Origin of the sequence: Scytonema hankhaensis NUACC26, from assembly GCF_045865695.1 — a bacterium.
Lineage (GTDB): Bacteria > Cyanobacteriota > Cyanobacteriia > Cyanobacteriales > Nostocaceae > Scytonema.
Genome location: NZ_BAACAP010000112.1, coordinates 1 through 22,685 on the forward strand (window position 1 = coordinate 1; position 22,685 = coordinate 22,685).

Below are 22,685 nucleotides of genomic sequence, written 5' to 3' on the forward strand. Positions count from 1 at the left end.
TTGATTTTTGTTGACTCTTTTATTAGTTTTTTTGTACTATTTTATTCGGCTCTGACAGTTAGGGTGCGGAATGGGGGTTATATGCAAATAATCTTGTTCAAGCTATCAGAATTACTATTCCAGATACATCTTTTTTTGATGATAGAGAAGAAGAAAGCAGAGATAGGTATGTAACATTAGGCAAGAAACTGCATGAAAAATTTCAAGCGCAACGGACAATTATAGATTGGGGATTGTTATATATGGGTGTGTATTGGAAAGAGGAAATAAAACGACTAAAAAATGGTGAATATGTGGGAGAATATTTTGTAGATATGCGAGTGAGTGAAAAAGCTTCAAAACAAGGGCTTGTTGCGTAAATTATCATTTGTATGCAAAACCTCGAAGCATCGAATATTCATAAAAAATCATCAACTGCCAAGGATTACATTAATAGAGTTTTGAAACATTTATTAAATGATTATAAGAAGACACGAGAAGAAAGGCGGCAAATAGCTTTGTGGGAAGAATCAGAAGATTTCAGCGTATTAGGGGAAATAGAAATTTTGACAACCGATATTAAGGGATGTGCGACTCAAATAATTGCTAATGATGAGGTAGAAAATTCTCAAGAATCTCTTGAGAAATTAACAAAACTTAAATTTTTTGATATTTCCTATTTTGCCGATTGGTACTTTTCAGAGGAAAATCAATTCCCACAGATAAAACGCTACGTAGAAAAACTGAACTATCTGCGATTGTTAATTATTGAGTATATAACAAGCTAACAATTTTAGATAGAACAAATGGCTCGTGATTCGGATTAAGCAATATATTCATTTACTCACCTTACAGTATTTAATATTGACTTCTTATTAGTGTAGCAATTCTCCATCGCAATGGTACCCCCACATCACCATGAACATCTTCGTCAATATAGAGACGAATAAATAAAACATGGCTTGAAGGTAGCCAAGCTACCACTTCATTCAAATTCACACTACTGATGACAGCTTTGGTAAGGACATTTGTTAAGCGATCGCGACCAATTTTTGTGTAACAAAACACGTACATAAAACTGTAAAACGAAATTTAGACTTAAGTCGAATATGGAAGCAGATGGAAAATGTGTAAAATTTGTATCAATAAAATGCTGTAAGCCTAAGTAACGGCAAAGCTAGTTGAGGGAGGAATGGTGAGATGAGCGATCGTTTTAAGGTGCAGCGTAAAAAACCAGCTTCATCAGACTTTACAAATCTGTCGCTTGTCACACCAGTAGACCGTTTTAATTCGCTACTTGAGATGATTTCGTCTCAAAATATACCCGTGCCTCAAAGTCATGATATTAGTAGAATTTCACTACGTCCCCAAGCAAAGTTGACAGTTAGCCAACCGGGAGATTTTTACGAGCAAGAAGCAGATAAAGTTGCCCAGCAAGTCATGAATATGGGTGAACCTGTCGATTATCAAAAGTCTATCCAACGGGAGACAGTACCTCAAGAGGAAGAAGACGATTTGCAAATGAAGCCTGTAAATCATTTAATAAGTCCTGTTGTGCAACGAGAAGAAATACCTGATGAGGAAAAGGAAGAAGAGGAACTTTTGCAAATGAAATCTTCAGAAAATCTCGCCATCCAACGGGAAGAAATACCCAATGAGGAAGAGGAAGAAGAAAAGAATATATCCGACGAACAGAACTTCACCCCAGTTGAGCAACCCTCTACTCCATCTGAGCAATCTCTAGCACTGAACTACACAACAGAAGATGGAGCAGAAGTTTATGTTCCTCCCAGCCAAGAATTCGATACGACTGCTACTCCTAAGCCAGAGCAGCAACTTGATGGAGCAGGTACTGGTGGTGCATCTGGAATGTCATCTGAACAGGAGAATCCATATACGCAGACGGGTCAACTTTCAGGAATTTCTCCAAGCGATGAGCCTCTAGAACGTGATGTGATTTTAGAACAAGCTGCTCATGTTTTGGCATACGAGAATACAGATAAAGATGGAAAGCCAATAAATAAGGATGGAAAGCCAATAACAGATCCAGATGAGCTCAACAAACACGAATTCGCCAAAAAGATATTGGAAGATGCTGGATATGATGTGAGCAACAGCCATACAGTTCAAGGAGAACAAGGTTTTGCCATGCGTAGTTTTACAGCAGCTAACCCTGATGCCAAAATTTCACCGATTGTTGCTTTTCGAGGAACAGAACCAACAGATTTTGACGATTTAGGATCGGATTTAAATGCCCAAGCTATTGGAAGAGATCAGTTTATGTTGAACCAAGAACTGATTGCAAAGGAAATGGACGTAGCAGCAGCAAGCAGAGGCAGTAGTGGACAAGTTACAACAACGGGACACAGTTTAGGAGGTGCACATGCTCAGATGGCTGCGGTTAATTTTCCCGATCTTGTTGGCAACGTTACTACCTTTCAGTCTGCACGTATTTCCCGCGATGCCGCTCAGCAGTTTAACGTGAACAATGACAGTAGACGAGCTTTAGGTATGTCAGAAACTACTTCAACACACCATCGGATTGCAGGTGATATCGTTCCTCTGGCTGGAGATGCCGTGACCAAGGGAGAAATTCGAACTTACGAATTGGCTCGACCATTTGACCCAACTCCTAGCCCTCTTGGATATCACATGGCTTTTCCAGTTACTACTCGGGCTGTAGCGAAAGGGCAAGGTTATAGCAAAGGGGAAAGCATCCCAGGAGCTGAGCAATATGTTACGGGAACGACCTTCAGTACACCAACTGTAACTAGTACCGAAAAGGATACAGGTGCAGGTATTGTTGAACACGGTCGGCGTCAAATTGGTACTGATATCAGCAAACTATACCCTGAAAGAGAGTTGGAGTACCAGAAACAACTCCTCAAAAAGCAGAGAAAGAAAGCAAAATAGATTACTTCATTCAAATTCACACTACTGATGGCAGCTTTGGTAACGATATTTGTTAAGCGATCGCGACCAATTTTTGTGTAACAAAACACGTACATAAAACTGTAAAACAAAATTTAGACTTAAGTCGAATATGTTAGCAGATTGAAAACGTGTAAAATTTGTATCGATAAAATAGTGTGAGTCTAAGTAACGGCAAAGCTAGTTGAGGGAGGAATGGTGAGATGAGAGATCGCTTAAAGGTTCAGCGTAAAAAACCAGCTTCATCAGACTTTACAAATCCGTCGCTTGTCGCACGAACATACGGCTTTAATTCGCAGCCCCAGACCGTTTCGTCTCAAAATATCCCCTTGCCTCACGGTCATGATATTAGTAGAATTTCGCTGCGTCCTCAGGCAAAGTTGACAGTTAGCCAACCGGGAGATTTTTACGAGCAAGAGGCTGATTATGTTGCAGAACAGGTAATGCGTATGCCTGCATTTGAGACATTGAGATTTTCTAGCGCACAAACTGCACAAAATTCTTTGCAGCTCAAATGTGCAGCTTGCGAGAATGAAGAAACAGAAGACATTCAGCGCAAACCAACGTTACAAAGAGCAGCAGAGAGCAATATCGAGCAACTGAATAACATAGAAAGCCAATTGAGTGCAACTCAAGGTGGTGGTAGTCCTCTACCTGACAATGTGCGAGGATTTATGGAACCGCGCTTTGGTGCTGATTTTAGCTCGGTGCGTGTGCATACAGGTAGTACAGCAGTACAATTAAGTCGTAATTTAGGCGCTCAAGCATTTACCTATGGTAACGATATTTACTTTGGTGGAGGGAAATCACCTAGTAATAATAACTTGACGGCACATGAGCTAACTCATGTTGTACAGCAGACAGGTGGGGTACAGGCAAAATTTAATTCCATTGAAAATATTGGTAATCAGCTACTTCAAAGGGATCTGACAGATGAAGAAAATCACATCGATGTTGGAGAAACCACTATCTATTCGGATGAAACCGATCAAGATCATCCAACATCTCAATATGCTTCGCAATCAGAAACAGGCGCAGGCGGTGCATTTGGTGTGGAACAACAACAAGCATATTGGGGCAATGCAGAGGGAGCGCCCGGATCTGAGCATTCCTTAAAACCATCCAATATGAAATTTGTTCATGACACACTTGATGTCATGGGTGCACTACCAGGTCTCTATGGCATAGTTCCCAATGCCCTTAACGCAGTTTCTTATGCTGTAGAAGGAAATTACAAAGATGCTGCAGTTTCTGGTTTTGGTGCTATTACAGGAGGCTTACCCAAGAAACTTGAGTACATCAAGAAATATGGTAATCCTGTTATGAAAGGTATAGGAAAGTTTTTCTCGAAAGAAGATCAAGATAAGTGACTGTTTAGCGACAGCGCAATTTAGGGTGAACGCACCTCAGTCTGGGCTAAAGCGCGATCATCCGACAGCTTAGAATGCTTTAATAGGATTCCAGTCCCTGATAGCGATTGTTTTGAAGGGTTACGTGTATTTGGACGTTTCAAAGAAGTGCGATCTAGATATTATTAAATTTTTTCAATCATTCCTTGTTAATAAACGATATAAATAATGAGGATTACATACAGATGAGCGAGCACATAAAAATCCAACGTCAAGAAGCAGTAACTTCCACCTACACGCACCTAAACCTTGCACAAAAAGCTGTACGAGGTTTTGATTCAACTTCATCTGCATCACCTCAAAGTCACGATATCAGAAAAATTTCACTACATCCCCAGGCAAAATCGACACTAAATCAACCAGGGGATTTTTATGAGCAAGCAGAAATACAATCATTACCTCTGGTTCAACGAAAATTAGACACATTAATACAGCGCGAACCTGAAGATGATAAATCTAAATTTGACATTAACCTTGCACCCCCAAAGGTCGGAGTAACGCTAGATCAGTTCAAGCTAACAGCAGATACAAGCACAGCAAAGCTTGGAGATCAACTAGGAAATTTTGGTGTTGGACTTGGTTACAACTACAGTGGCAATATCTTTGCTGACGCAAAATATAGGGACTTTTCAACGCAATTAGGTATAAATCCTGCGTCTGGAAATTTATCTTTGGGAGGTTCTTATAACCAGTTCAATTTTGGCGCTAACTATAATCTAAATGGCGGTTTGGGCGTTAATCTTGGCTATGGTAGTCCCCTACTCCCAATGCCTGATACCCTTAGTCAGACTGTTATCGATGGTGAAAAAGGCTTGCGTGGGATAGGTTCTGGTTTACCTGGAGCAATGGATAACCCACTCGATTTTTACCGCGCTCAAAGTGAAAACATAACTAAAGCGACGAACGCAGGTAGTATGCTAGGAGATATTGCATCGCAGCAAAACTCTCAAAATAATTTTGGTGTAGGTTTCAGCGCAACATCTAACCCAGCAGAACAAGAGAAAATCAGGATAATGTTGGGCTTACAGGGAACTTTCTAGAAAACGAGTTTTCTTCGTCAGTCTTAATTACGCGGGATTTATACTGAACCTTGAGACTGGTATAGGTTTCAGGATCAAGATTACAGAAGATGGTACTATCGTCCGTTGCTCAAGCTATCCACTATTGCAGCAGCAACACCGAGCTTTGGCTCAGTTCAATTGCATCAACGAGGTGCTCGTCCTGAATTGTTAAGAGAACATGCTCAAGGTATACAAGAGTGGAGAGAACTATATCAAGACAAAGGTCTTAAAGGGGGAAGAAGCCCTAGTCGCAAATCTTGGGTGCAGGAACATTTTTCCGATCTGCCAGAATTAGAGAAACGCTATCGAAATGCTGGTGATTATGAGCTAGAACGATAGCAGCTACTATAATGAAAGAATAGCTCGATAAAACTCTGTTAAAAAAATTATTACAACAATCTTCAACTTTAGAGTCTATGAAACCATCACCGCATTATGACTTTTCCATTTCTGTCAGATGTCAAACCAGGGAAGAAGAGCCGGAAGTCGCAGCACTTTATCAAGGAATTTTTGATGTTATCTTAAATCACACAGTTAGTGTGATGTTTGTACCAGAATTTGAAATAAATTCTCAAAGTTGGCCTCCTATGTTGCTAGAAAATGTCGATGACATCTCTACAGAGCTAGAAGCGCGACTAGTCACTGTTGCTCTCTCAAGATATACAGTTACTCCCAATTCCTTACTCGCTGGAAAAGAGAAAATAATCCATTATGATGATTCAAATTCTTCTCCATTAAGAGTCATATTTTTTGTAACTCCTGAAGACTTCAATATTTTTAGCATGGAATTATCTATGTTCGCAGAGCAAATACCATCATTACATGATTCAAGAAAAGTATCTGAAACTCAAAATTTCAATTTTATTCAATTTATACTTGCTCGCATTATCACATCAAATTACTTTGCTGAAAAAGACTTGCAAATACTAAGACGTACAAGAGTCTATTCGAGATACAAATTGCTAGAACAAGTATAAAATATAAGCGGTTGTATCAATAAAAGAACGGGTCAATCTCTCTCTCCATAAATAGTTTCTCTACTGATAGCTTCATCAGAGAGAAGAGGAAAGCCTTGACCTTCGTGACTCTGAACCCATGTGTTGAATGCATATTTACGTTCTTGTGAAGTACTCTCTCGTTTCTTTGATTCCACTATCTGAAGAAGTATTGTATCAAGATATGGTTTAATCTCAGAGGGAGTCAAATTAGTTATTTTTGCTAGAGCATGAGTAACAGTCGCAAGATCTTCTCTATGCATCTCTTCAAAATCGTGAAGAAATTGTGAAAAACTGTTGAGATTTTCTTTGTCAAAAGGTGTACTTGTGTCCATAGTATGCCTGTGTAGAAAGAATTGTATCTTTATTTTCTATTTTAAGATGATAGTTTACAAGATTTTGGAGGAACTATTATTTTCTCTGTTACAAATAATGCTATTGATTTTACACGCAAGAAATGATTTTTACAACTTAAGTTTTTTCTCAACACTGCTGTTGATTCTTTCGATAAACTAAGTCATAAAACTGAAAAAATTGGAGAGATAGTTCTAATTTATAATGAAAAGATGGAATTTATATACGAGCATTGGGTTTTAGATGGTAATTTTATTTTGTTGGATATAAAACGCTAGCACCAATAGTTTCTGACGAGCGCTTATTACTAAGATGCGATCGCTCTAACAAAGTTTCATTCCTAAAAATATATTGGTTCACTAAATAAACAAACCGAAAAATCCCTAATCGTCTCGTTACAATCTACTCAGGTAACTCACCAAACCTTTCCCGATAACGAGCGAGCATTGCCTCCTTCTCTGCTAGCTGCTGCAAAGCTTCTTCGCGCTGCTGTTCGGCTTGTAAGCGTTGTTCCTGCTCTTTTTGTGCTGCTTCTTCTGGTGAGGAGATTAGTTGCCCATCAACTGTAAAAAAGCGTAACTTTGACTCATAAATGCCCAGATATAACTCCAACTGCTGACTCCACAACCAGCCATTCTCATTTGGGTTCAGTTCTTGGTAGCGACCGCCCAGCAACTCAAATCCTTTGAATTCCAATGTTTGCGGGTCAAACCAAAAGTAATTTGGTGTCCGCCATATATCTTGGTAAATTTGCTTTTTCAAACCTCGGTCAGTGTCGGCTGTTTTAGGAGAGAGAATTTCGACAATTACATTGGGATATTTGCCATCTTCTTCCCAAACTACCCAGCTTTTGCGTGGTTTGCGTTCGGTATCTAACACAACAAAGAAATCGGGACCTCGAAATTGCTCGGACTTTCGCTGACGAGGACTGTAATAAACTGTGAGATTGCCACAGGCGTAGAAGTCCTGGCGATCGCGCCACCACCATTCCAAACACTGAATCAACAGCAGCATTTGCCGCAAATGTAACTCTGTTTCCAAAGGCGGTTCATCACTCAGTAAATCACTAGGGGGAAATATAACATCTTCTGATATATCTTGTGAAATTTCTAAGTTTTGAGCATAAGACATGGCAATTCACACTTCAGCAAACATTGAGTTAAGATAAATCTACTTTAGCGAAATTAACGACTGTCGCCTTACTTATAGATTGCGACCAAATAGATACCAACGATCTTGCTCGTACTACAGTTATTACAAGTTCGAGCGTTGGCACTCTTCTTGTAGCAAGGTGTAGTCTAAATTATGTGAAAGGTTAGAATCGAGCTATGATACACCATCAAATTTTAAAATTTTGCTATTATGTTACAAACGTTTAGAGCAACATTAAGGGGAAACTCTTTGGAGTGGGGGGAAGAAGTGCAGTGCTTGTTTAAAGACGATCGCCCAGTACAAGTGTTAGTTACAATTCTAGAAGAAGAGCCAACGCAAGAGAAGAATGGACGCGGTCAACGGATGGCAGCAGTGTTGGAGAAGCTAGCACAAGCACAAGCTTTTGCAGAAATCGACCCGGTAGCTTGGCAGCGAGATGTGCGACAAGATCGAGAACTTCTTGGTCGGAATGAATAATGCTTTTGGATAGCAATATTATCATTTATAAAATTTGTATTAGCAAAATACTGTAGGGCTAAGTAACGGCATAGCTTATTGATGGAGGAACGGTGAGATGAGCGATCGCTACCAATTGATTACCGTTAACATTGTTACCTTCGCAAACTCTCGATCGGTAGTCACTAAACTTGCTGAATTATGGAACACCGTTGCTGCAATAACTGCATCCGGTAGTTTCAACCGATATTGTTGGCGAATTTTAATGATTTTCTCAATCAACACAGCATCACTTGCTACTAAACCGACAATCTCCACTCTCTGAAGAAACTGCTGAAAAAGCTGAGAATCATTTTGACTCAACCCAGGAAACGCTAAAAATTCAATTTGGCTAATAACTGAAACCGCAATCCAATAGGCATTTTGTAGTAATTGAATGAGTTGAGAATTTCCTTGAAGCAGAGCTACAACCGCATTCGTATCCAACACATAGCGACTACCACTCATCCCCTAGAGTCCTTTGCATTGCTACCGCATCTCCTTGCCAAGTTAATCGCCCCGCCAAATCAGAGAAATCATAATTGGGTTTGTGCTTTCCGTCTGACGAAACTGGATTCACAACAACTACAACGTTCACCTCTCCTACCGCTAACTGCGTTGGAATATTAAGATTCAAATATCCTGATTCATCAATCGTAGTCGTAAGTTTTAAAACTTCCATTGCAAAATAAATTAGAAAAACCTATCTTACTTCTATATTTTACTGGAATTACTCGAACTTTCGCTAATGAGGGCTGTTATAAGTTGTAAGATTACTACAGTGCTATTTACAGTTTAGTCCAGATTGTGTAGCAATGTAATCCGCAATCTGTTGGATATCTTGAATCGCGGGTTTGGTGAGGCGAAATTGTGAGGTTATGCTTCGTTTGAAACACCGTAGCTAGATCGCACATTGGCACGAATTTGAGCTATTGCAGTTGCGCCATCAACGACTTCACCCCGTTGGGACGCTTCCCACCCAATGCGTGCTTCTTGTTGAAGATCTTGCAGTCGTCCCTGATATATGTCTTCTTGCTGTTCCAAAAGTTTTATGCCTGCAAGAATTACTTCGATAGCGTTCTGATATTTACCACTATTGAGTTGACGTTGTAGCAAGGCTTCTACTTCAGCTGATAGAACGATTTGCATAGATTTTTGTAGGAGTATTAACTGTATTGTAATCCTATTTTATATAGATTTTAGTTATGCGGCAACTACCTAATTGACTAAGCGCAATTACTACCATCACGCCTTCTATGCTCAAAATCTCACAAATGCTTTTTGGATGTAAATATTAAACTAATTTATCAGTTATTTTCGTTTCGAGCTATGGATCTGCTAAGAGAAAAAGGTTTGTAAGAGATGAATTGCTTGCAATAGGTTAAATAAAGTTTTCTAGTTAGATTTTACCACTCTCCCGAATAATCTTCCTGTTGTAATCCGATCAACTGTCGCCGTTTCCAAGCATAATTCAAAATATTCACCCCTAATTCCTGAGCCGTGCGAATGGTCAGGCGAGGTAAACTCAATCCTCTATCCAATCCCCAAGCAGATGCTAAATCGCCAATAATTAAAATAATTCCTCCCCCTGTTAACACTTGAATTAATTGTTGATTAATCATTGGCAAAGCTGCAAATAAAAAAGGACGTGTACGTAAAGGATGATCTCGTCGTAATTCCTCTAAAGGTTTTAAAGGTGTTTCTAATTGTTGTGCCAAAGCTTGAGTTTTTTCAATAAGTGCATTACCATCTAAGGGAGCATCAACTAGCAGTACTCCACCAGTATTTAAATATTTTTTGAGGTTTTCTAATTCAAAACTATTTAAAGATAATGCTTGTTTTCCAGTTAAATAAAGTAAGTCATACTCTTGAAGATTTTCATTAAAGGTGACTTGTCCTACTTCTTCCGTTCCTCGTAAAGATGGATATAAAGATTCTACAGCTTGTAATAAATACGATAAATTAAAGAAACTACGAGCACATTCAGAGTCGTTATGATTTACCTGTGCTACCCGGACAATTGCTTGCGGACGTGCTTGTGCTTGACGGCGATAACGCAAATCAATATTGTTATAACCAGGGAAGAAAGCATCAGTCGGTTGGGTAATTGTAACTTCTCCCGATTGTATGAGTACCCGACAAATTTCTATTTCTGTACTTCCTGGTGAGGTGCTTTTTTCATCAACCCGGTACATTTCTTGTACGACTTCTCGTTGCGTACTGCGACGCAATTCATCAGGATCTACATAGCTGACTACTAAATACACTACGACAGGATCGGAACCGCGTACTTCAGTCGCAATCCGAAAGGGAAGGGTATTGGGTACAACAATTAGATTTCCTAGCAAATCGATCGCAATCCCTGGCTGAATTTCTACCCAGCGTCCATCTCGATATTGAGCTTCTACTTCGCGAGGTGCTGCGATCGCTCTTACACCCAAACCACAAACAACTCCTGGTTGATTCAAGCATTGATAGTGAGCATTTTGTCGCAGGCGATGGTAATCATGTGCTTTGCGCCAACGTTGAGCATCAATTAATAAACCGTCTGAGGCTTGTAAGCGTTCAAAGGGTTTGATTGGGGGTGGTGGAAAGGGGTGAGACATAGAGATTTTCTATAAATAGTTCGTAAGTACAAAAAGCTGGTTTTTCTTGGTCGATAATCCGACGCACCAGTAGTTCGTCGATGCTATTGGGGCGATCGGGACGCAAACGAATCATAAAGTGATAAGGTTGTCCGCCTCCTAACACTGCTTCTCCCAAGTATGCTTCTCGTAACACAAACCCTTTACCAAAAGGTTCTGTGATACTAATATGTTTCTCAGCCTCATTAGGTAAATGTTCATCCAAAGGCAAGCCCGTGTAAAGATGTAAGTACAAACGCAACCCTTTGCGAGTCCCTCGCCAGCGATAAAGTTCTACAGCACGGCGAATTAAACGTCTTGATGTATGCAAGTTCCAAATGGAATCAACTGGCCAAGCTACCCAATGTGCTAAAAAGGGTAATAAAGCGCGTGGTGCTGTCAACGGGTCTAGGTTCGCCCACATGACGTTGAAGCTATCAATGACTGGTTGATAAGCTTCTTCAAATATCTTCATGAAGCGACCAATGAAGTCTACTTCCCGATAAAGAACGGGTAAAAAATCCATGTACGCGGTGTAAGGACGTATGTATAGACCAAACTCCGCATCCTGAACTTGTTCTTGTTCTGTATCTGGGTCAATATGTACAACAATTCGACAGCGAAAATTTAGCTCTAAGTATTCTTTGTTTCCAGGTCGCAATGCTTCTTGGTCTTCAAAAAATGTAGCAGGAACTTGAAAATAAAGCACTGCATCCATTTGTGTTCCTGGAGAAAGTGACCTACTTTCGGTACCAAGTTGACACCACTCAGTAGGAAATCCTTCTACTCTCAATCTCAATCGCAAGTTATGTTGCACTAAGTTCTTGACTTGTACAATTAACTCGCTTGGTTCTCCAGGGTGCAGCACTAAACTAGACCTAAGTGGTACATCTGTTGCTATGTGCGGCGATGTGGCAAAACTTAAGCCACCTAAAGGGATACCCTCAGAAATTCGCATTGGGGTTAATTGAATGTCTACTTTCTTGGAGCTAGAGAGAGCTTGAACCATAGCTAGGGAGTAGGGAGTAAGGAGTGGTTACTCGATAATGTTAATAACGTGGCTTGAGCGTAGGAGATTATCTGTCCAAGAACAAACTAAACCTAAAGGTCCGGGGTCAATGACTGGTTCTGGTGAAGGTTGGCGAGTCCAAACCCCGTCTTGCAGGCGTAATGAAAATAGCACAACTACACCCAGATAGCGCACTCCAGGAATTTTTTGCAGTAATGCTACGATATCGGAGGTGTATACGGGTCTTCCAAAAGGCCAACCTTTACCATCTAAACCACCAGTTAGGGGATTTAAGTATCGATATAGGGCGACTCGTAAGTTGAGTAAAATCTCTTGTTGGGCAAGGGGATTGTAGTAAGCTGGCTCTAATGCAACTTCCGTTTGTACGGAAACGCCAACAAACTCGGCTTCCTGAAGTTGTACTTGAACTCCTAACAATCGCCTTTCGTCTAAGTAGTTTAAAACTTGGTCTTGAAGTGCGGGCTGTAGGGTAAATAGTTCGGGAGATATGCCTTCGCCTCTGGTAATGGCATCTGTGTTCGCTTGGGGAACGACAATTAAACGGACTGTCCCTGCTCCACTGTGAGTTCCTGCTGGCAAACAACGGACTCTAGCTACAGCACCTGCACCTGCTCGTTGTGCCAAAACTTCAAAGTCTTCATTTGTGACGGCGCGATCGCGTGTTCGTAATATTTGCGGCGCTTTCAGTACTGCTTGTTCCAGTGATTCAGCATCAGCACCATTGATTGCTGGTTTATGGTTGATGACACTAGCTACGTAAGGTATTTCAGATTTCTTAAACTGGAGCGTACCACTTTGAACGTTACCTAAGCGACCTCCACCTGTACGATAAGCTACCATTCTAATCTCCGATCCTCGCGGTGGAACTGCTCCATACTGGTGTTCCATCTCTTGAATTTCCGTATCGCGAACTTGAATTCTGGTATCTTCTATAGAAGGTTGTTGAATTCTACTACGTATTTGTGTTTGCTTCCGCAGGCGATCGGGTTCGCGGATTAAAAGACCAAATTGGACTGTCCCAGTCAGAGAATCTATGGTGTAGTGGCGGTCTTCTGACCCAGAATCGGCAAAATCTGAGACTTCTTGCCAATTTTGAGGTAAACCACCAGGAGGAGTTACGAGAATATACTCATTTTCTCTACGTCCTAATACCGGAGTTCCTTGTATTTGAAAAGTTTGACCGGGCGTTCCATCACTAATGCCCAAACGTTCATCCCGAACTAGAGTACTGTGGCTAGCCCTTACAGTTCCGCCAATTGACCGTACTCCTAAACCGATGATTCGCGGTGAATTATTATAACTAGATTGATTGCCTTGGGTTGCGGTTAAAGTACAGCGCAACCAGCGTCCGCGATAGGTAGTAAAACTCGTAACAGGAAATTTTTCAGGTAAATGTAAAATAACATCTGCTCCTTGGGCTGGATTGCGACCCTGTTGTGCAATTTCATGAAAACTAAAGCCTTTGGTTGCATCGTCGATTTCTCGTAATAGTACGGGTTGCCATTGATTGCCATCCCAAGCTTCCCAACGACGAGGCGGTTGATTTGGGTTGATACCAGTAGGTGTAGCGGCTGCTCCTTGAAATGTTATTGCTATGACGTTTCCTTCTAAGGGGTCTTCTGGTTCTAAGACGATATAAAAACAGTTATCTGGTTTGGGAGTTTCTTCAAACAGAGTTTGCTCGCTACCACTCCACTGACCGTTAGAATGATAAGTCCAGAGATTAGTAAAGCGATCGCGAAAAGCTTGAGGAATGTCCTCGGTTGTTTGGGCGGTTAAGAAGTGTCTTAGGTGGGGTTTGCCAATTACCAAAGGATTGTCTGTACTGAAAACAATGGCTTCTGTTGTTTCTGTCCGTAGGGTAGCAACTTCTACCCCTGTAGGAATGGTGTAGGTTTCAGGTAAGTCAGTGGTGAGATAAAAGGTTAAGTCTGTTTGTGCTGGTGCTGGAGGCTGAAGGCGAATGCCAAGTAATTCTAAAAATGCAACGTAATTCTTTCGAGGGACTTGGTTAAATCTGAGCAACATCTGGTCGGTTAACCAAGCAAATACTTCTATAAAAGTAATTCCAGGATCGCTGAGGTTGTGGTCTGTCCACTCCTGACAATAGCGTGGAATTCGCAAGATGCACTCTTGTGTTAAGTCATCAAAAGTGCGATCGTCTAAGTTGGAATTGGGTAATTTGGATAAAAAGTTAAATTCCACAATAGTGATTTTGGATTTTGGATTAAAAATTATACTGATTTACTATGCCCCAGAAGCTAAATAAAATGGGTAAACAAAGCTGTAAATATCGGGTTGGTCTTTAAGACGATAGTCGATAATGATATCGACTCTGCCTTCTTCGCCTTTGGTAGAGTAAGTCCTAATTTCCCTATCAATGCCCTTCACAGGGTAAGGTTCGGTTATAACGCGATCGATAATAATGCGCGGTTCCCAAACCTCCAAGGCTTCTAAGACATAGAGGCGAATTAACATCAAAGTCTCGCTATTCATGGGTGCAAACGTTAGTTCTGCCAAGCGCGAGCCAAAATTAGGGCGATACACCCGCTCGCCTATTCCGGTGCGGAGGATAATCCAAATGGATTCTTTGACTTTTTGTGCTTCCGAACTGAGTTGTATTCCCCCTTGAACGCTAGAACACATTGGGAAAGCCCAACCAGTCCCCAAATAGTCCCGTTGCTGACTATCAACTGCATCTGGCATTGAGACAACCCTCGCTTAACTATTAGTTGGTAGTTGCTCTGTCTTTACTAAAACGTTTAACTGAAAAACATATAGCTACCATGTGAAGTACAGGATATTGAATTAACCGCAGATGAACGCGGATGGACGCTGATAAATCTGTACTTTAGCAGACCGGGAAACGCTAGATTTTATACACTTACTTTTAAAGATATTGGGGCGGAGAATATAAGAGTATTAGCCAAAGGTCGAATTATGAGTTCTTTATTAGATTAGCGAACACTGCGCTGGAAGAGATAAAAGAAACTGATACCATAGACCCAGAAGTTATTGACAAGGCACTAATCCCCAATGGACGTACATTACAACTAGAACCAATGACAGGACGCCCCAGAGTTGAACATCCTGTAGACCCACCTAAAGACGTTAATGGAGCAATCGACTTTAACGCTTGGGAAGCACGCCTTAGAAAAAAAGGGTCTTTTCACTGAGGAGCTAAAATGAAAAGTCAATTTAGAGATATTTTTATAGAAACAGCAACTTTTGGATTTAAAGAAGAAACTGGTTCTTGGGAAATAGATCTTGGTGTAGCAAATGAGCGCTCTGTAGGTCTTTTAAATAGTTATGTTATCAACCAAGTTAAAATCTTTTTGTTAGCCTTTCATAAGTTGTGCAAACCTGTAGAAATTTGCTATGATACCATAACTATTGATGCAAATGGAAAAGTCCAACAAGTAAGAGAAGGACAAGTTAAACTTATTGAAGAAGAAAATCCCGCTCGACTTTTGCAACAGCTAAAATTATCTCTGGACAACCCAGAAGAATCTTTCTTTACTACGATTTTTATGGACTGTGATTTGTGTGTGTTTGTCACACAGCTAGAAGATAAATTAAATGAAGACACATCAAACCCAGTTGTGATACCAAGAGCAGCTAAGTTTTATTTTGGCTATGTGATGGAACCTAAAGAAGACGATGAAGAAGCGTTGCTCCCATCAGATAGTAGCGTTAGCTTTGAAACTTCTGTAGATATTTGGGTCGAGAGAACTTTAGATCGATTAAGTTTACATTGGCAAGATAATCACTTGTGTGCAGCAAAAAATCAACCTTTGCTAGAAGAAGTTTTACGAAAGTGGGAAATACAGGTTGGAAAACCAATTGTTGAATGGAACTCCCGTTATTACCGCGACCAAATCTTCAAATATGGTTTTAGAGGCAATGGGCAATGGGCATTGGATAAAGAATGATTTTCATGTTTAGCTGTGAGTTTTTCTCATAAATGATTGTTAGGTATAAAATAGATTTAGACTAGTCTAGAAAAAACTATTACTGCTATGGAATAAGCTTGTCTTACAATTTAAAGTGTCCAATCTATAATTGCAAGGTCAGGTACTTGCTCAAAGTCTCGTTGGTTGCGCGTGACTAGTGTGGCATTGAGCGATAACGCAATTGCTGCAATTCGCATATCTTTTTGCAGACGATTTTTTCGCAGAAGTGGGTTATCTTTTAGCAATTGCTTAAGACGTGTGTCAGCTTCTGGGGTGAAATCTAGCATCTCCACTGTCTGAAGATATTTCACGGTTGTCCAAAGTTTTGTGTAGAGCGCTGGCAAATTATTTACAAGTGACGGGTCATTAATTCTGCCGACCCACCCATTGAAAAGTTCTTGAACCGTAATCACTGTAACTACAATTTGATGTTGGGCAGCGTTTGTAATAACTAAGGGATGATTGTACAGAATCAATGAAACATGGTCAGTATCCAAAATATATAGAGACACTAGAAATCCCTTTACAAATAATAAGAAGGGTCAACTTCAGATTCATCATTACTATTTCGCTCGGCTCGAATTGTGTGCATAATTTCCTGAAAATCTGGATCGTTTTTGAAAACACCCGCAAATTTCATCCAGGCAGGTTCTGAATCCTGAACTGGTACATCCCACGATATTGTTTCAATATGCTTAAGCCGTTCTAAAAATGCGGCTTTAATTTGGGTAATAGCTTCTTCTCTGTTTGGTGCTTCTACTCGACAGTCGGGCAACTCAAATACAGAAGCAGCAATGTGTCCGGAGGCAAGACTCTCTAGTAGAATTGTGACCTTCAGATTTGCGGATGGTTGGGACTGCGGTACATTTAGTGTCACCATTTTTGAAATACGACCCTTAAGTGCTATTCCTATTGTATGCTAATAATCCTACCACGCAATTAAATTGCCAGTATATTTCCATCCCCGGTATTTTACGATAAACTGTAAACCAAACTTTATAAACTCTTTTCTCTTTCAAAGTTACGTAATAGCAAACTCGGTATATTGTCTCACATGAGGCGGATGAAACGCTAACACAATTTCCTCTCGTGCAATTCCCGAATGTAACAAATCTGTTGCCACTCCATCCTCTGTCCAATCTTCCTCAATCCAAATTTTATTATCCTTCAAACGGATATGAATTATCACGCTTTTAATCCGCTCATCTTTCTGCCAACCCATCAACAGTAAAAGGTACAGATCGCGTACCTCATCAAAGGTTAAAGCACTTTCAGTTGTAGAACCCGATTTTTTATTAAGTTGATGATATTCTGTTAAAAGTTCCAGGACAATTTTCCGATGATGCTTTAATCTATCCATTGCACAATTACCTCGCTTTCCGCATCAATAATTAATAGTTTCACCTGATTAAGATTGATAATTTTTTGAGCTAACTTGCGTTGAAAATCACTTTTATAGGTTCCTTGTGTAATTGCCAAATATAGTTCAAAATCTAATGCTGTCTCTACCAGAATATCTCGATAAACAATATACTGACCTACAGATTGCTCTAAATCATTGATAAAAGATCGACCCAGAAAACTCTTGACTTCTACAAGAATTTTTCGACCATCCCAATTCTTGCTATGCTTCTCGAAGCACCTGATGCATCGCTTAACTTGTAAGAAAGGCTGGTTAACTGGTGTGAGCTTGAAGGCAAACATTAGACTTTAGTCGAATATGCCAGCTTCTTGAGAAGTTGTATCTTTGATATTAGTTTTCTAAGTACAAGGTTTTCTATAATTAAGTATCAATTTATGCAGGTTGGGAAATGAGCGATCGCATAAGAATCCAACAGCAAAAACAAATTTCAGATAACTACTCCTATCCGCAATTAGCACAGACAACAGGCAATTTGAGGATGGGTACTGCTCAAGCATCTGTTAATCACGACATTAGCCGCATTTCCCTGTGTCCCCAAGCACGACTCACAGTCAGCCAACCAGGAGATTTTTACGAACAAGAAGCCGATAGAGTTGCTAAGCAAGTGATGGGTATGAGCGATCGTGCGAATCATAATGCCGTACAACGCGAAGCAAACCCCCAGAAAGAAGAAAATTTACAATTAAAATCTCTGGGTAATACGATTACTCCCCTTGTACAACGGGAAGAAATACCTGAAGAAGAGGAAGAGGAAAGTTTACAAATGAAATCGTCGAGTAATCTCACCATTCAACGGGAAGAAATGCCCGAAGAAGAGAAAGAAGAGGAAGAAGAAAATTTACAAATGAAATCTTTGGGCAATCTTGCTATTCAAAGAAAAGAAATACCCGAAGAAGAGGAAGAACTTGTACAAGCAAAACCTTCGCTACAAAGGTTTGATGACGGTGGGTTAGCAGCTAGTAGCGATATTTCCAGTAAGTTGCATAGTCGTAAAGGACAAGGAAGCCCCTTAGCGGATGATGTGCGAAATTTTATGGAACCCCGCTTCGGTGTAGATTTTAGCAATATCAAAGTACATACCGATAGCGATGCGGTACAGATGTCACGGGAATTAGGCGCACAAGCTTTTACTTATGGTAGTGATGTATATTTTGGTTTGGGGAAATCACCTGGAAATAATGAGTTGACGGCCCATGAGCTTACACACGTTGTGCAGCAAGGGGGTGCGGTACAGATTCAACAGGATGGTTTCAAGGGGCAGTTGATGCGTGAGGATGATGGAAATCCGCTGCCAACGGACATCAAGGATGCGAATGCTACCTCGATGGGGACTGGATCTGGAAATAGTACAACCAATTTTTCGGTGAGCAATAAAACTCGCGCTGTGTCTGGCAAGACCCTTAGTCAGGTGTGGGATGATATGACCAATTCAGGAACAAAAGAGTCTGCGAGTGTTTTACCAGAATTAAAACCCGATCCACAGTATGGGTATGACGAAAATGAAAAAGTGACCAAGGTAACGGTCAATGTTAAAGAAACGAAAGAAATGCCCCAATGGATAGAGCTAGAGCAGCAATGTCAACCAATTAAAAATGAATGGAATCGCTTCTATAGTGCGCTCGATCGGCACGAAGAAAGACATGTCAGCATCGATCGTAAGCATTATACCAATGTCCATCAAAAACTGGTGGGCAAACCTAGGCAGACAGCTTGGGATACGCTTGATGAGGTGGTAGATGTTGCGGACAAAGAAAATAAAGCCTATGACACAAGCAGCAATCATGGCATTGCAGAAGGCTCGAAGATCAATGCAGCGGTTCAGTGCGACGTAGAGAAGCTGAATGAACCTGGAACTAGCCCCTTAGAAAATGCTGGTATCACTAGCGATATCCCAAGTACAGATTCAACAATGTTAATGGCTAAAAGGACGGGTCATAGTCATCCATCTTCTTTCCCTCAACTCTATCGGGGTCACGACTTTAACAAGATTTTCTTCTATCCAAAACAAGAGCGAACTTCTTTGCCAGAGCCATCCACCGACAATTACTTACCTAGTCTGATTATTCGGCGTGACGAAACCACTTCCCCTCCAGCCGCACCACCCGCTTCAGAGACACCCGGCAAGCATGAAAATCAGCGGGTTGGAACTTGGGGAGTCTGGTCTAAAACGCCGCTGACTACAGGCAAACGAGACAAAGAAGACTTCAGAACGCGAGAGGCAGCGATCGCATATGCCAAAGGAATGGGAAAAGCAGCGGCTGTGTTTCAGGAAGATAACAAATTTATTGTCTACCCTGTCTCCTACTCATCGCTAATCTATAGCTTCACCTATTCTAGTACTCGGATGTTTAATAACAGTAATATTTCTGATGTTATGGGAGTTGCTGGAGTCTTAGCGTTAATTACGGAAGACGGAACTGCAATTTTGCCTCACCAGTATGGTGGTGAGGCAGACTATAATTCATGGATGGAGCAACAAAATGCGCTCAAACCTGGTGAAAATCCATTTGATGCTCATAAGGAAGCCTTTGGCGAGGGGTTGGGCAAGATCGCTGGGAAGGAAAAATTCCTGAGACAGTTTGAGCTAGCAATGCGTGACACAGCGAGCGGTATGCTCGACCGAGCGCAGCAAGAAGCCAAAACGAAACAGCAAGAAGTGGCAGAAGGGCTACCCACTAAGGATGCCAAGATTATTCACAAAGCTGCTAAGGAGTTGGAAGAGGTTGACAAGCAACTCATCGATTGGAAAGCAAAACAATCCAATCTCAATGCAGTAGTTGAAGATCCTGTCCCATTCAATGAAGAATTTAATGACAGAGCCAAGCGAGAGCGAGAAGAAGCCAGTAAGCAAGTTGCTGAGCTAGAATTACAACGCAAGACAATCCTGTTGGACTACCCGCTACTGTCACAAATTAATCCTGCTGAGTTCAATAAGTTAAACGATGCAGATCGGGCAAAGATGCTCGGTGGTGCTTCTGGGCAAGTTCTGAAAGATATTGAGGAAACTCGTAAGAATGTTACTAGTGGTAACCTCAACTTATGGGCACTCGATCTAATTGTCAAATCATCGCTTGCAGGACTTAGCATCACCGATCCTGAACGACAAAACTGGGCAAAAGACAAAGCGAAGTTAGAGAAGAAAATTGATACAGCAATCTCGATCGCCTTGGGAGTATTACAGATTGGATTTTCAATTGCTGCAACTACAGTTGGTGGTCCAGTAGGGGTGGCATTTGCCATAGGTGCAGGTGTTACGGGTGTTGCTGATGCCACTCGAATGACCAACAAGTACTTCCAAAATAAAGCTGCTGCAAACACGGACATTAATAAAGACAAAGCATTAGTTCCACAAGACATCGAAGATCAATGGGCATGGCTTGTAGTTGCTTGGGTGGGAGTTGGGCTAAGCTATGCTGATGCGATCGAGGCAGCTCGTGCTGTAAAGGCAGGTGCTGGGGCAGCCGAGGTAATAGCTTCTGAGTCGTCTAAGCTCGCCAAGGCATCTGGTGTTGAGGAAAGTGTCATCCTAAAGGCAGCAGGGCAAGCTGGTAAGACTCCACCCGATCCAACGGCATTGCGTAAGTTACTCTTATCGGCATTGCCTGATGAGAAGATGGTAGCGAAATTTAAAGATATACCTGTGAATGTCTTAACACCTGAAGACTTTATTAAGCGATTTGGTAGCACATCTGGTGAAGCAGTCACAACGTTCAAGCAGGGTAAAGACGGTGAGTTGATTGCTGAAGTCTTCTTCAAGGAAACAAGTAATCCGCTAGCAATGCGCGAAGAGGCAGTTCATATTGCCCAGGCTGCTGATAAGGAAATAGGAGCAAAGCTGGCAAAGCTCTCTGAGTCGAACTTCAGCAGTTGGAGCAAAATGGAAACCGAACAACAACTCGAACTTTATAAGACAAAAATTGAGGTGGAGATTGATGCTCAGCAACGCTTGCTGAGGCAATTCGCAGGGGAAGATCCACAGTACTTGGTTAACATTGAGGGCAATCTTAAGAATCTTCAGAGTCGGATTGGAGAAGTTGAGCAGGCGATAAAAGACCCGAATCTAATTAAGCAGGGTAAGATGCCTTGGTGGGATTCCAAGCAACCTCCACGATTATTTGCAAAAGCATTATCTGCAAACTCGATTATCATTGATAGTAATACGGCAATAGCTCTAAATAAGTATTTGAAAGGGGAGAAATTACAACCTGGAGAAGAAGCACTAATTAAACAATTGGAAACAATGGGCGATGCAGATTTGCGCCTTGCCGAGCAAGTCGTAGGAGAAGTGCGTAATGGAATCATCCGTTTTCAAGGCATTGTGCTAACTATCGATCGCAGCAGCACTGAGTATCAAAAGCTCCTTCAAGTACTTGAGCAAGCCAATGTCGGTGGGGGAAAAGGAGCCGCAGCTCGACAGATTGTAGCTGATGTTTTCTTTGCCAAAACTGAGCCAGGGGTAGTACCAGCATACACCACTCATGACCCAGGTCAGTACAATAAATTCTATAAGATCAAATTTGGGATAGATCCTCATCCAAGGAATCCCGATTTGAATGGAAAGAGTCTCGTTGAAGTTTATAAAGATAAAGGATTCGATGTCACAATTAATGGAAAAACAATTCACGTCATCCCTTTACCAAATAAGTAGAGATTATTAAATCTGCAAGGGAAAGCAAAATGGGGTACACCTTAGATTATTTTGTAGGAAACTTGAAATGCTCAATTTGTGGGGTTGTTTCAAAAGCCGATGGTTCCACCAGTATGACCACTAAAATACGAAGCCAGCCTGAGTTAACTTACTTGGGGACGGGACATGCACTGGAAATTGATCCAGAAGTCATGGAAGAGAGTGGATACTGGACAATTCAGATACCACGATTAAGCGAAGAAATTCGTATTCTCCACAATTGGGAATGTCCATCTTGTGGTTTTGGCTTTAATTGGGCAGAAGTTGCTGTTTCGAATAGTGAAATCATAAAAGTTATAGCAGTTCCGCAAACACTGGAAGTTTTAACGAAGGCACACTTTATCTCAGATGATTGTGTAAGTGTGGCTGCTGATATAGTGGGTTGCTCCCCAATAAATTTCACTGGCGCAGATCTAGTTCAGCGTTTACAGGCATATCTGTGAGGTAGAGCGATTGCCAATCTTGTAGCGATTGCCATGAAGGGTATAATCTTCTGTTAAAATCTCCCAGTCATCCTTGATTAATGCAAATTTCACAGCATCATAGTAAACATCCTTATACCAATTTAATATGAAGCTGCATAGAAAAGAGC

At 41.1% G+C, this 22,685-nt stretch carries 25 protein-coding genes; 10 read left to right on the top strand and 15 right to left on the bottom strand.

Annotated features, from left to right (window positions below):
- The first annotated feature begins 371 nt into the window (after nt 1-371).
- Complete coding sequence (locus tag ACKTT2_RS05380; RefSeq protein ID WP_407884752.1) at nt 372-767, top strand: hypothetical protein; 396 nt, start codon at nt 372-374, stop codon at nt 765-767.
- A 70-nt stretch (nt 768-837) separates the two neighbouring features.
- Here the strand turns inward: ACKTT2_RS05380 and ACKTT2_RS05385 are convergent, their stop codons facing one another.
- On the bottom strand, nt 838-1,053 hold the full coding sequence (locus tag ACKTT2_RS05385; RefSeq protein WP_407884754.1) for a PIN domain-containing protein: 216 nt from the start codon (nt 1,051-1,053) through the stop codon (nt 838-840).
- Between the two features lie 126 nt (nt 1,054-1,179).
- Between ACKTT2_RS05385 and ACKTT2_RS05390 the strand changes: the two genes are divergently transcribed.
- From ACKTT2_RS05390 to ACKTT2_RS05410, 5 genes are all read left to right on the top strand, one after another.
- Complete coding sequence (locus ACKTT2_RS05390; RefSeq protein WP_407884755.1) at nt 1,180-2,892, top strand: Tle-like phospholipase domain-containing protein; 1,713 nt, start codon at nt 1,180-1,182, stop codon at nt 2,890-2,892.
- 221 nt (nt 2,893-3,113) lie between these two features.
- A complete protein-coding gene (locus ACKTT2_RS05395) occupies nt 3,114-4,280 on the top strand; it encodes an eCIS core domain-containing protein (RefSeq protein ID WP_407884757.1) in 1,167 nt (388 codons plus the stop codon).
- Nucleotides 4,281-4,504: 224 nt separating this feature from the next.
- Complete coding sequence (locus tag ACKTT2_RS05400) at nt 4,505-5,359, top strand: porin family protein (RefSeq protein WP_407884759.1); 855 nt, start codon at nt 4,505-4,507, stop codon at nt 5,357-5,359.
- A gap of 105 nt (nt 5,360-5,464) precedes the next feature.
- Nucleotides 5,465-5,719 carry a hypothetical protein gene (locus tag ACKTT2_RS05405; RefSeq protein ID WP_407884761.1) on the top strand — a complete coding sequence of 85 codons (255 nt, stop codon included), beginning with the start codon at nt 5,465-5,467 and terminating at the stop codon, nt 5,717-5,719.
- Between the two features lie 77 nt (nt 5,720-5,796).
- Nucleotides 5,797-6,357 (top strand): hypothetical protein, encoded by a 561-nt coding sequence (locus ACKTT2_RS05410; protein ID WP_407884763.1) that lies wholly within the window; start codon nt 5,797-5,799, stop codon nt 6,355-6,357.
- 32 nt (nt 6,358-6,389) lie between these two features.
- On the opposite strand, the gene ACKTT2_RS05415 is transcribed toward ACKTT2_RS05410, so the two are convergent.
- Both ACKTT2_RS05415 and ACKTT2_RS05420 read right to left on the bottom strand, forming a co-directional pair.
- Complete coding sequence (locus ACKTT2_RS05415; RefSeq protein ID WP_407884766.1) at nt 6,390-6,710, bottom strand: hypothetical protein; 321 nt, start codon at nt 6,708-6,710, stop codon at nt 6,390-6,392.
- Nucleotides 6,711-7,131: 421 nt separating this feature from the next.
- Entirely contained in the window at nt 7,132-7,860 is a 729-nt protein-coding gene (locus tag ACKTT2_RS05420; RefSeq protein WP_407884768.1) for a Uma2 family endonuclease, read from the bottom strand.
- 231 nt (nt 7,861-8,091) lie between these two features.
- Between ACKTT2_RS05420 and ACKTT2_RS05425 the strand changes: the two genes are divergently transcribed.
- Nucleotides 8,092-8,358: a hypothetical protein gene (locus tag ACKTT2_RS05425; RefSeq protein ID WP_407884770.1), complete on the top strand. Its 267-nt coding sequence runs from the start codon at nt 8,092-8,094 to the stop codon at nt 8,356-8,358.
- 108 nt (nt 8,359-8,466) lie between these two features.
- On the opposite strand, the gene ACKTT2_RS05430 is transcribed toward ACKTT2_RS05425, so the two are convergent.
- The 7 genes from ACKTT2_RS05430 to ACKTT2_RS05460 form a co-directional block, all read right to left on the bottom strand.
- Entirely contained in the window at nt 8,467-8,844 is a 378-nt protein-coding gene (locus tag ACKTT2_RS05430; RefSeq protein ID WP_407884772.1) for a type II toxin-antitoxin system VapC family toxin, read from the bottom strand.
- Complete coding sequence (locus tag ACKTT2_RS05435) at nt 8,834-9,058, bottom strand: hypothetical protein (protein ID WP_407884774.1); 225 nt, start codon at nt 9,056-9,058, stop codon at nt 8,834-8,836. Before ACKTT2_RS05435 ends, ACKTT2_RS05430 begins: the two co-directional genes overlap by 11 nt.
- Nucleotides 9,059-9,252: 194 nt before the next feature.
- Nucleotides 9,253-9,525 (bottom strand): ribbon-helix-helix domain-containing protein, encoded by a 273-nt coding sequence (locus tag ACKTT2_RS05440; protein ID WP_407884776.1) that lies wholly within the window; start codon nt 9,523-9,525, stop codon nt 9,253-9,255.
- A gap of 257 nt (nt 9,526-9,782) precedes the next feature.
- Nucleotides 9,783-10,982: a DUF4159 domain-containing protein gene (locus ACKTT2_RS05445; RefSeq protein WP_407884778.1), complete on the bottom strand. Its 1,200-nt coding sequence runs from the start codon at nt 10,980-10,982 to the stop codon at nt 9,783-9,785.
- The gene (locus ACKTT2_RS05450; RefSeq protein WP_407884780.1) at nt 10,942-11,958 is read right to left on the bottom strand and encodes a phage tail protein; all 1,017 of its coding nucleotides are present in this window, start codon (nt 11,956-11,958) and stop codon (nt 10,942-10,944) included. The genes ACKTT2_RS05445 and ACKTT2_RS05450 overlap by 41 nt, the downstream gene beginning before the upstream one ends.
- Before the next feature lie 78 nt (nt 11,959-12,036).
- Nucleotides 12,037-14,235: a putative baseplate assembly protein gene (locus tag ACKTT2_RS05455; RefSeq protein WP_407884782.1), complete on the bottom strand. Its 2,199-nt coding sequence runs from the start codon at nt 14,233-14,235 to the stop codon at nt 12,037-12,039.
- 42 nt (nt 14,236-14,277) lie between these two features.
- Nucleotides 14,278-14,736: a GPW/gp25 family protein gene (locus ACKTT2_RS05460; RefSeq protein WP_407884785.1), complete on the bottom strand. Its 459-nt coding sequence runs from the start codon at nt 14,734-14,736 to the stop codon at nt 14,278-14,280.
- 479 nt (nt 14,737-15,215) lie between these two features.
- On the opposite strand from ACKTT2_RS05460, the gene ACKTT2_RS05465 reads away from it, so the two are divergent.
- Nucleotides 15,216-15,962 (top strand): hypothetical protein, encoded by a 747-nt coding sequence (locus tag ACKTT2_RS05465; protein ID WP_407884787.1) that lies wholly within the window; start codon nt 15,216-15,218, stop codon nt 15,960-15,962.
- Between the two features lie 110 nt (nt 15,963-16,072).
- Here ACKTT2_RS05465 and ACKTT2_RS05470 read toward each other — a convergent pair whose 3' ends face one another.
- From ACKTT2_RS05470 to ACKTT2_RS05485, 4 genes are all read right to left on the bottom strand, one after another.
- Nucleotides 16,073-16,495 (bottom strand): type II toxin-antitoxin system VapC family toxin, encoded by a 423-nt coding sequence (locus tag ACKTT2_RS05470; RefSeq protein ID WP_407884789.1) that lies wholly within the window; start codon nt 16,493-16,495, stop codon nt 16,073-16,075.
- A gap of 11 nt (nt 16,496-16,506) precedes the next feature.
- Entirely contained in the window at nt 16,507-16,863 is a 357-nt protein-coding gene (locus ACKTT2_RS05475; protein ID WP_407884791.1) for a hypothetical protein, read from the bottom strand.
- A gap of 141 nt (nt 16,864-17,004) precedes the next feature.
- Nucleotides 17,005-17,343, bottom strand: a complete 339-nt coding sequence (locus ACKTT2_RS05480) for a XisI protein (protein ID WP_407884793.1) — start codon at nt 17,341-17,343, stop codon at nt 17,005-17,007.
- Nucleotides 17,331-17,687, bottom strand: coding sequence for an element excision factor XisH family protein (locus tag ACKTT2_RS05485; protein ID WP_407884795.1), 357 nt, complete (start codon nt 17,685-17,687; stop codon nt 17,331-17,333). The genes ACKTT2_RS05480 and ACKTT2_RS05485 overlap by 13 nt, the downstream gene beginning before the upstream one ends.
- A 107-nt stretch (nt 17,688-17,794) precedes the next feature.
- Between ACKTT2_RS05485 and ACKTT2_RS05490 the strand changes: the two genes are divergently transcribed.
- Both ACKTT2_RS05490 and ACKTT2_RS05495 read left to right on the top strand, forming a co-directional pair.
- The gene (locus ACKTT2_RS05490) at nt 17,795-22,054 is read left to right on the top strand and encodes an eCIS core domain-containing protein (protein ID WP_407884797.1); all 4,260 of its coding nucleotides are present in this window, start codon (nt 17,795-17,797) and stop codon (nt 22,052-22,054) included.
- Between the two features lie 29 nt (nt 22,055-22,083).
- The gene (locus ACKTT2_RS05495) at nt 22,084-22,536 is read left to right on the top strand and encodes a hypothetical protein (protein WP_407884799.1); all 453 of its coding nucleotides are present in this window, start codon (nt 22,084-22,086) and stop codon (nt 22,534-22,536) included.
- On the opposite strand, the gene ACKTT2_RS05500 is transcribed toward ACKTT2_RS05495, so the two are convergent.
- Nucleotides 22,519-22,665 carry an element excision factor XisH family protein gene (locus ACKTT2_RS05500; protein ID WP_407884801.1) on the bottom strand — a complete coding sequence of 49 codons (147 nt, stop codon included), beginning with the start codon at nt 22,663-22,665 and terminating at the stop codon, nt 22,519-22,521. The genes ACKTT2_RS05495 and ACKTT2_RS05500 overlap by 18 nt on opposite strands.
- Nucleotides 22,666-22,685: the final 20 nt, after the last annotated feature.

Excerpts from the sequence above, each read along its gene's own strand:
- ACKTT2_RS05380 (WP_407884752.1), top strand. The coding sequence starts at position 372 with ATGCAAAACCTCGAAGCATCGAATATTCATAAAAAATCATCAACTGCC.
- ACKTT2_RS05385 (WP_407884754.1), bottom strand. The coding sequence starts at position 1,053 with ATGTACGTGTTTTGTTACACAAAAATTGGTCGCGATCGCTTAACAAAT.
- ACKTT2_RS05390 (WP_407884755.1), top strand. The coding sequence starts at position 1,180 with ATGAGCGATCGTTTTAAGGTGCAGCGTAAAAAACCAGCTTCATCAGAC.
- ACKTT2_RS05395 (WP_407884757.1), top strand. The coding sequence starts at position 3,114 with ATGAGAGATCGCTTAAAGGTTCAGCGTAAAAAACCAGCTTCATCAGAC.
- ACKTT2_RS05400 (WP_407884759.1), top strand. The coding sequence starts at position 4,505 with ATGAGCGAGCACATAAAAATCCAACGTCAAGAAGCAGTAACTTCCACC.
- ACKTT2_RS05410 (WP_407884763.1), top strand. The coding sequence starts at position 5,797 with ATGAAACCATCACCGCATTATGACTTTTCCATTTCTGTCAGATGTCAA.
- ACKTT2_RS05415 (WP_407884766.1), bottom strand. The coding sequence starts at position 6,710 with ATGGACACAAGTACACCTTTTGACAAAGAAAATCTCAACAGTTTTTCA.
- ACKTT2_RS05420 (WP_407884768.1), bottom strand. The coding sequence starts at position 7,860 with ATGTCTTATGCTCAAAACTTAGAAATTTCACAAGATATATCAGAAGAT.
- ACKTT2_RS05425 (WP_407884770.1), top strand. The coding sequence starts at position 8,092 with ATGTTACAAACGTTTAGAGCAACATTAAGGGGAAACTCTTTGGAGTGG.
- ACKTT2_RS05430 (WP_407884772.1), bottom strand. The coding sequence starts at position 8,844 with ATGAGTGGTAGTCGCTATGTGTTGGATACGAATGCGGTTGTAGCTCTG.
- ACKTT2_RS05435 (WP_407884774.1), bottom strand. The coding sequence starts at position 9,058 with ATGGAAGTTTTAAAACTTACGACTACGATTGATGAATCAGGATATTTG.
- ACKTT2_RS05440 (WP_407884776.1), bottom strand. The coding sequence starts at position 9,525 with ATGCAAATCGTTCTATCAGCTGAAGTAGAAGCCTTGCTACAACGTCAA.
- ACKTT2_RS05445 (WP_407884778.1), bottom strand. The coding sequence starts at position 10,982 with ATGTCTCACCCCTTTCCACCACCCCCAATCAAACCCTTTGAACGCTTA.
- ACKTT2_RS05450 (WP_407884780.1), bottom strand. The coding sequence starts at position 11,958 with ATGCGAATTTCTGAGGGTATCCCTTTAGGTGGCTTAAGTTTTGCCACA.
- ACKTT2_RS05460 (WP_407884785.1), bottom strand. The coding sequence starts at position 14,736 with ATGCCAGATGCAGTTGATAGTCAGCAACGGGACTATTTGGGGACTGGT.
- ACKTT2_RS05465 (WP_407884787.1), top strand. The coding sequence starts at position 15,216 with ATGAAAAGTCAATTTAGAGATATTTTTATAGAAACAGCAACTTTTGGA.
- ACKTT2_RS05475 (WP_407884791.1), bottom strand. The coding sequence starts at position 16,863 with ATGGTGACACTAAATGTACCGCAGTCCCAACCATCCGCAAATCTGAAG.
- ACKTT2_RS05480 (WP_407884793.1), bottom strand. The coding sequence starts at position 17,343 with ATGGATAGATTAAAGCATCATCGGAAAATTGTCCTGGAACTTTTAACA.
- ACKTT2_RS05485 (WP_407884795.1), bottom strand. The coding sequence starts at position 17,687 with ATGTTTGCCTTCAAGCTCACACCAGTTAACCAGCCTTTCTTACAAGTT.
- ACKTT2_RS05490 (WP_407884797.1), top strand. The coding sequence starts at position 17,795 with ATGAGCGATCGCATAAGAATCCAACAGCAAAAACAAATTTCAGATAAC.
- ACKTT2_RS05495 (WP_407884799.1), top strand. The coding sequence starts at position 22,084 with ATGGGGTACACCTTAGATTATTTTGTAGGAAACTTGAAATGCTCAATT.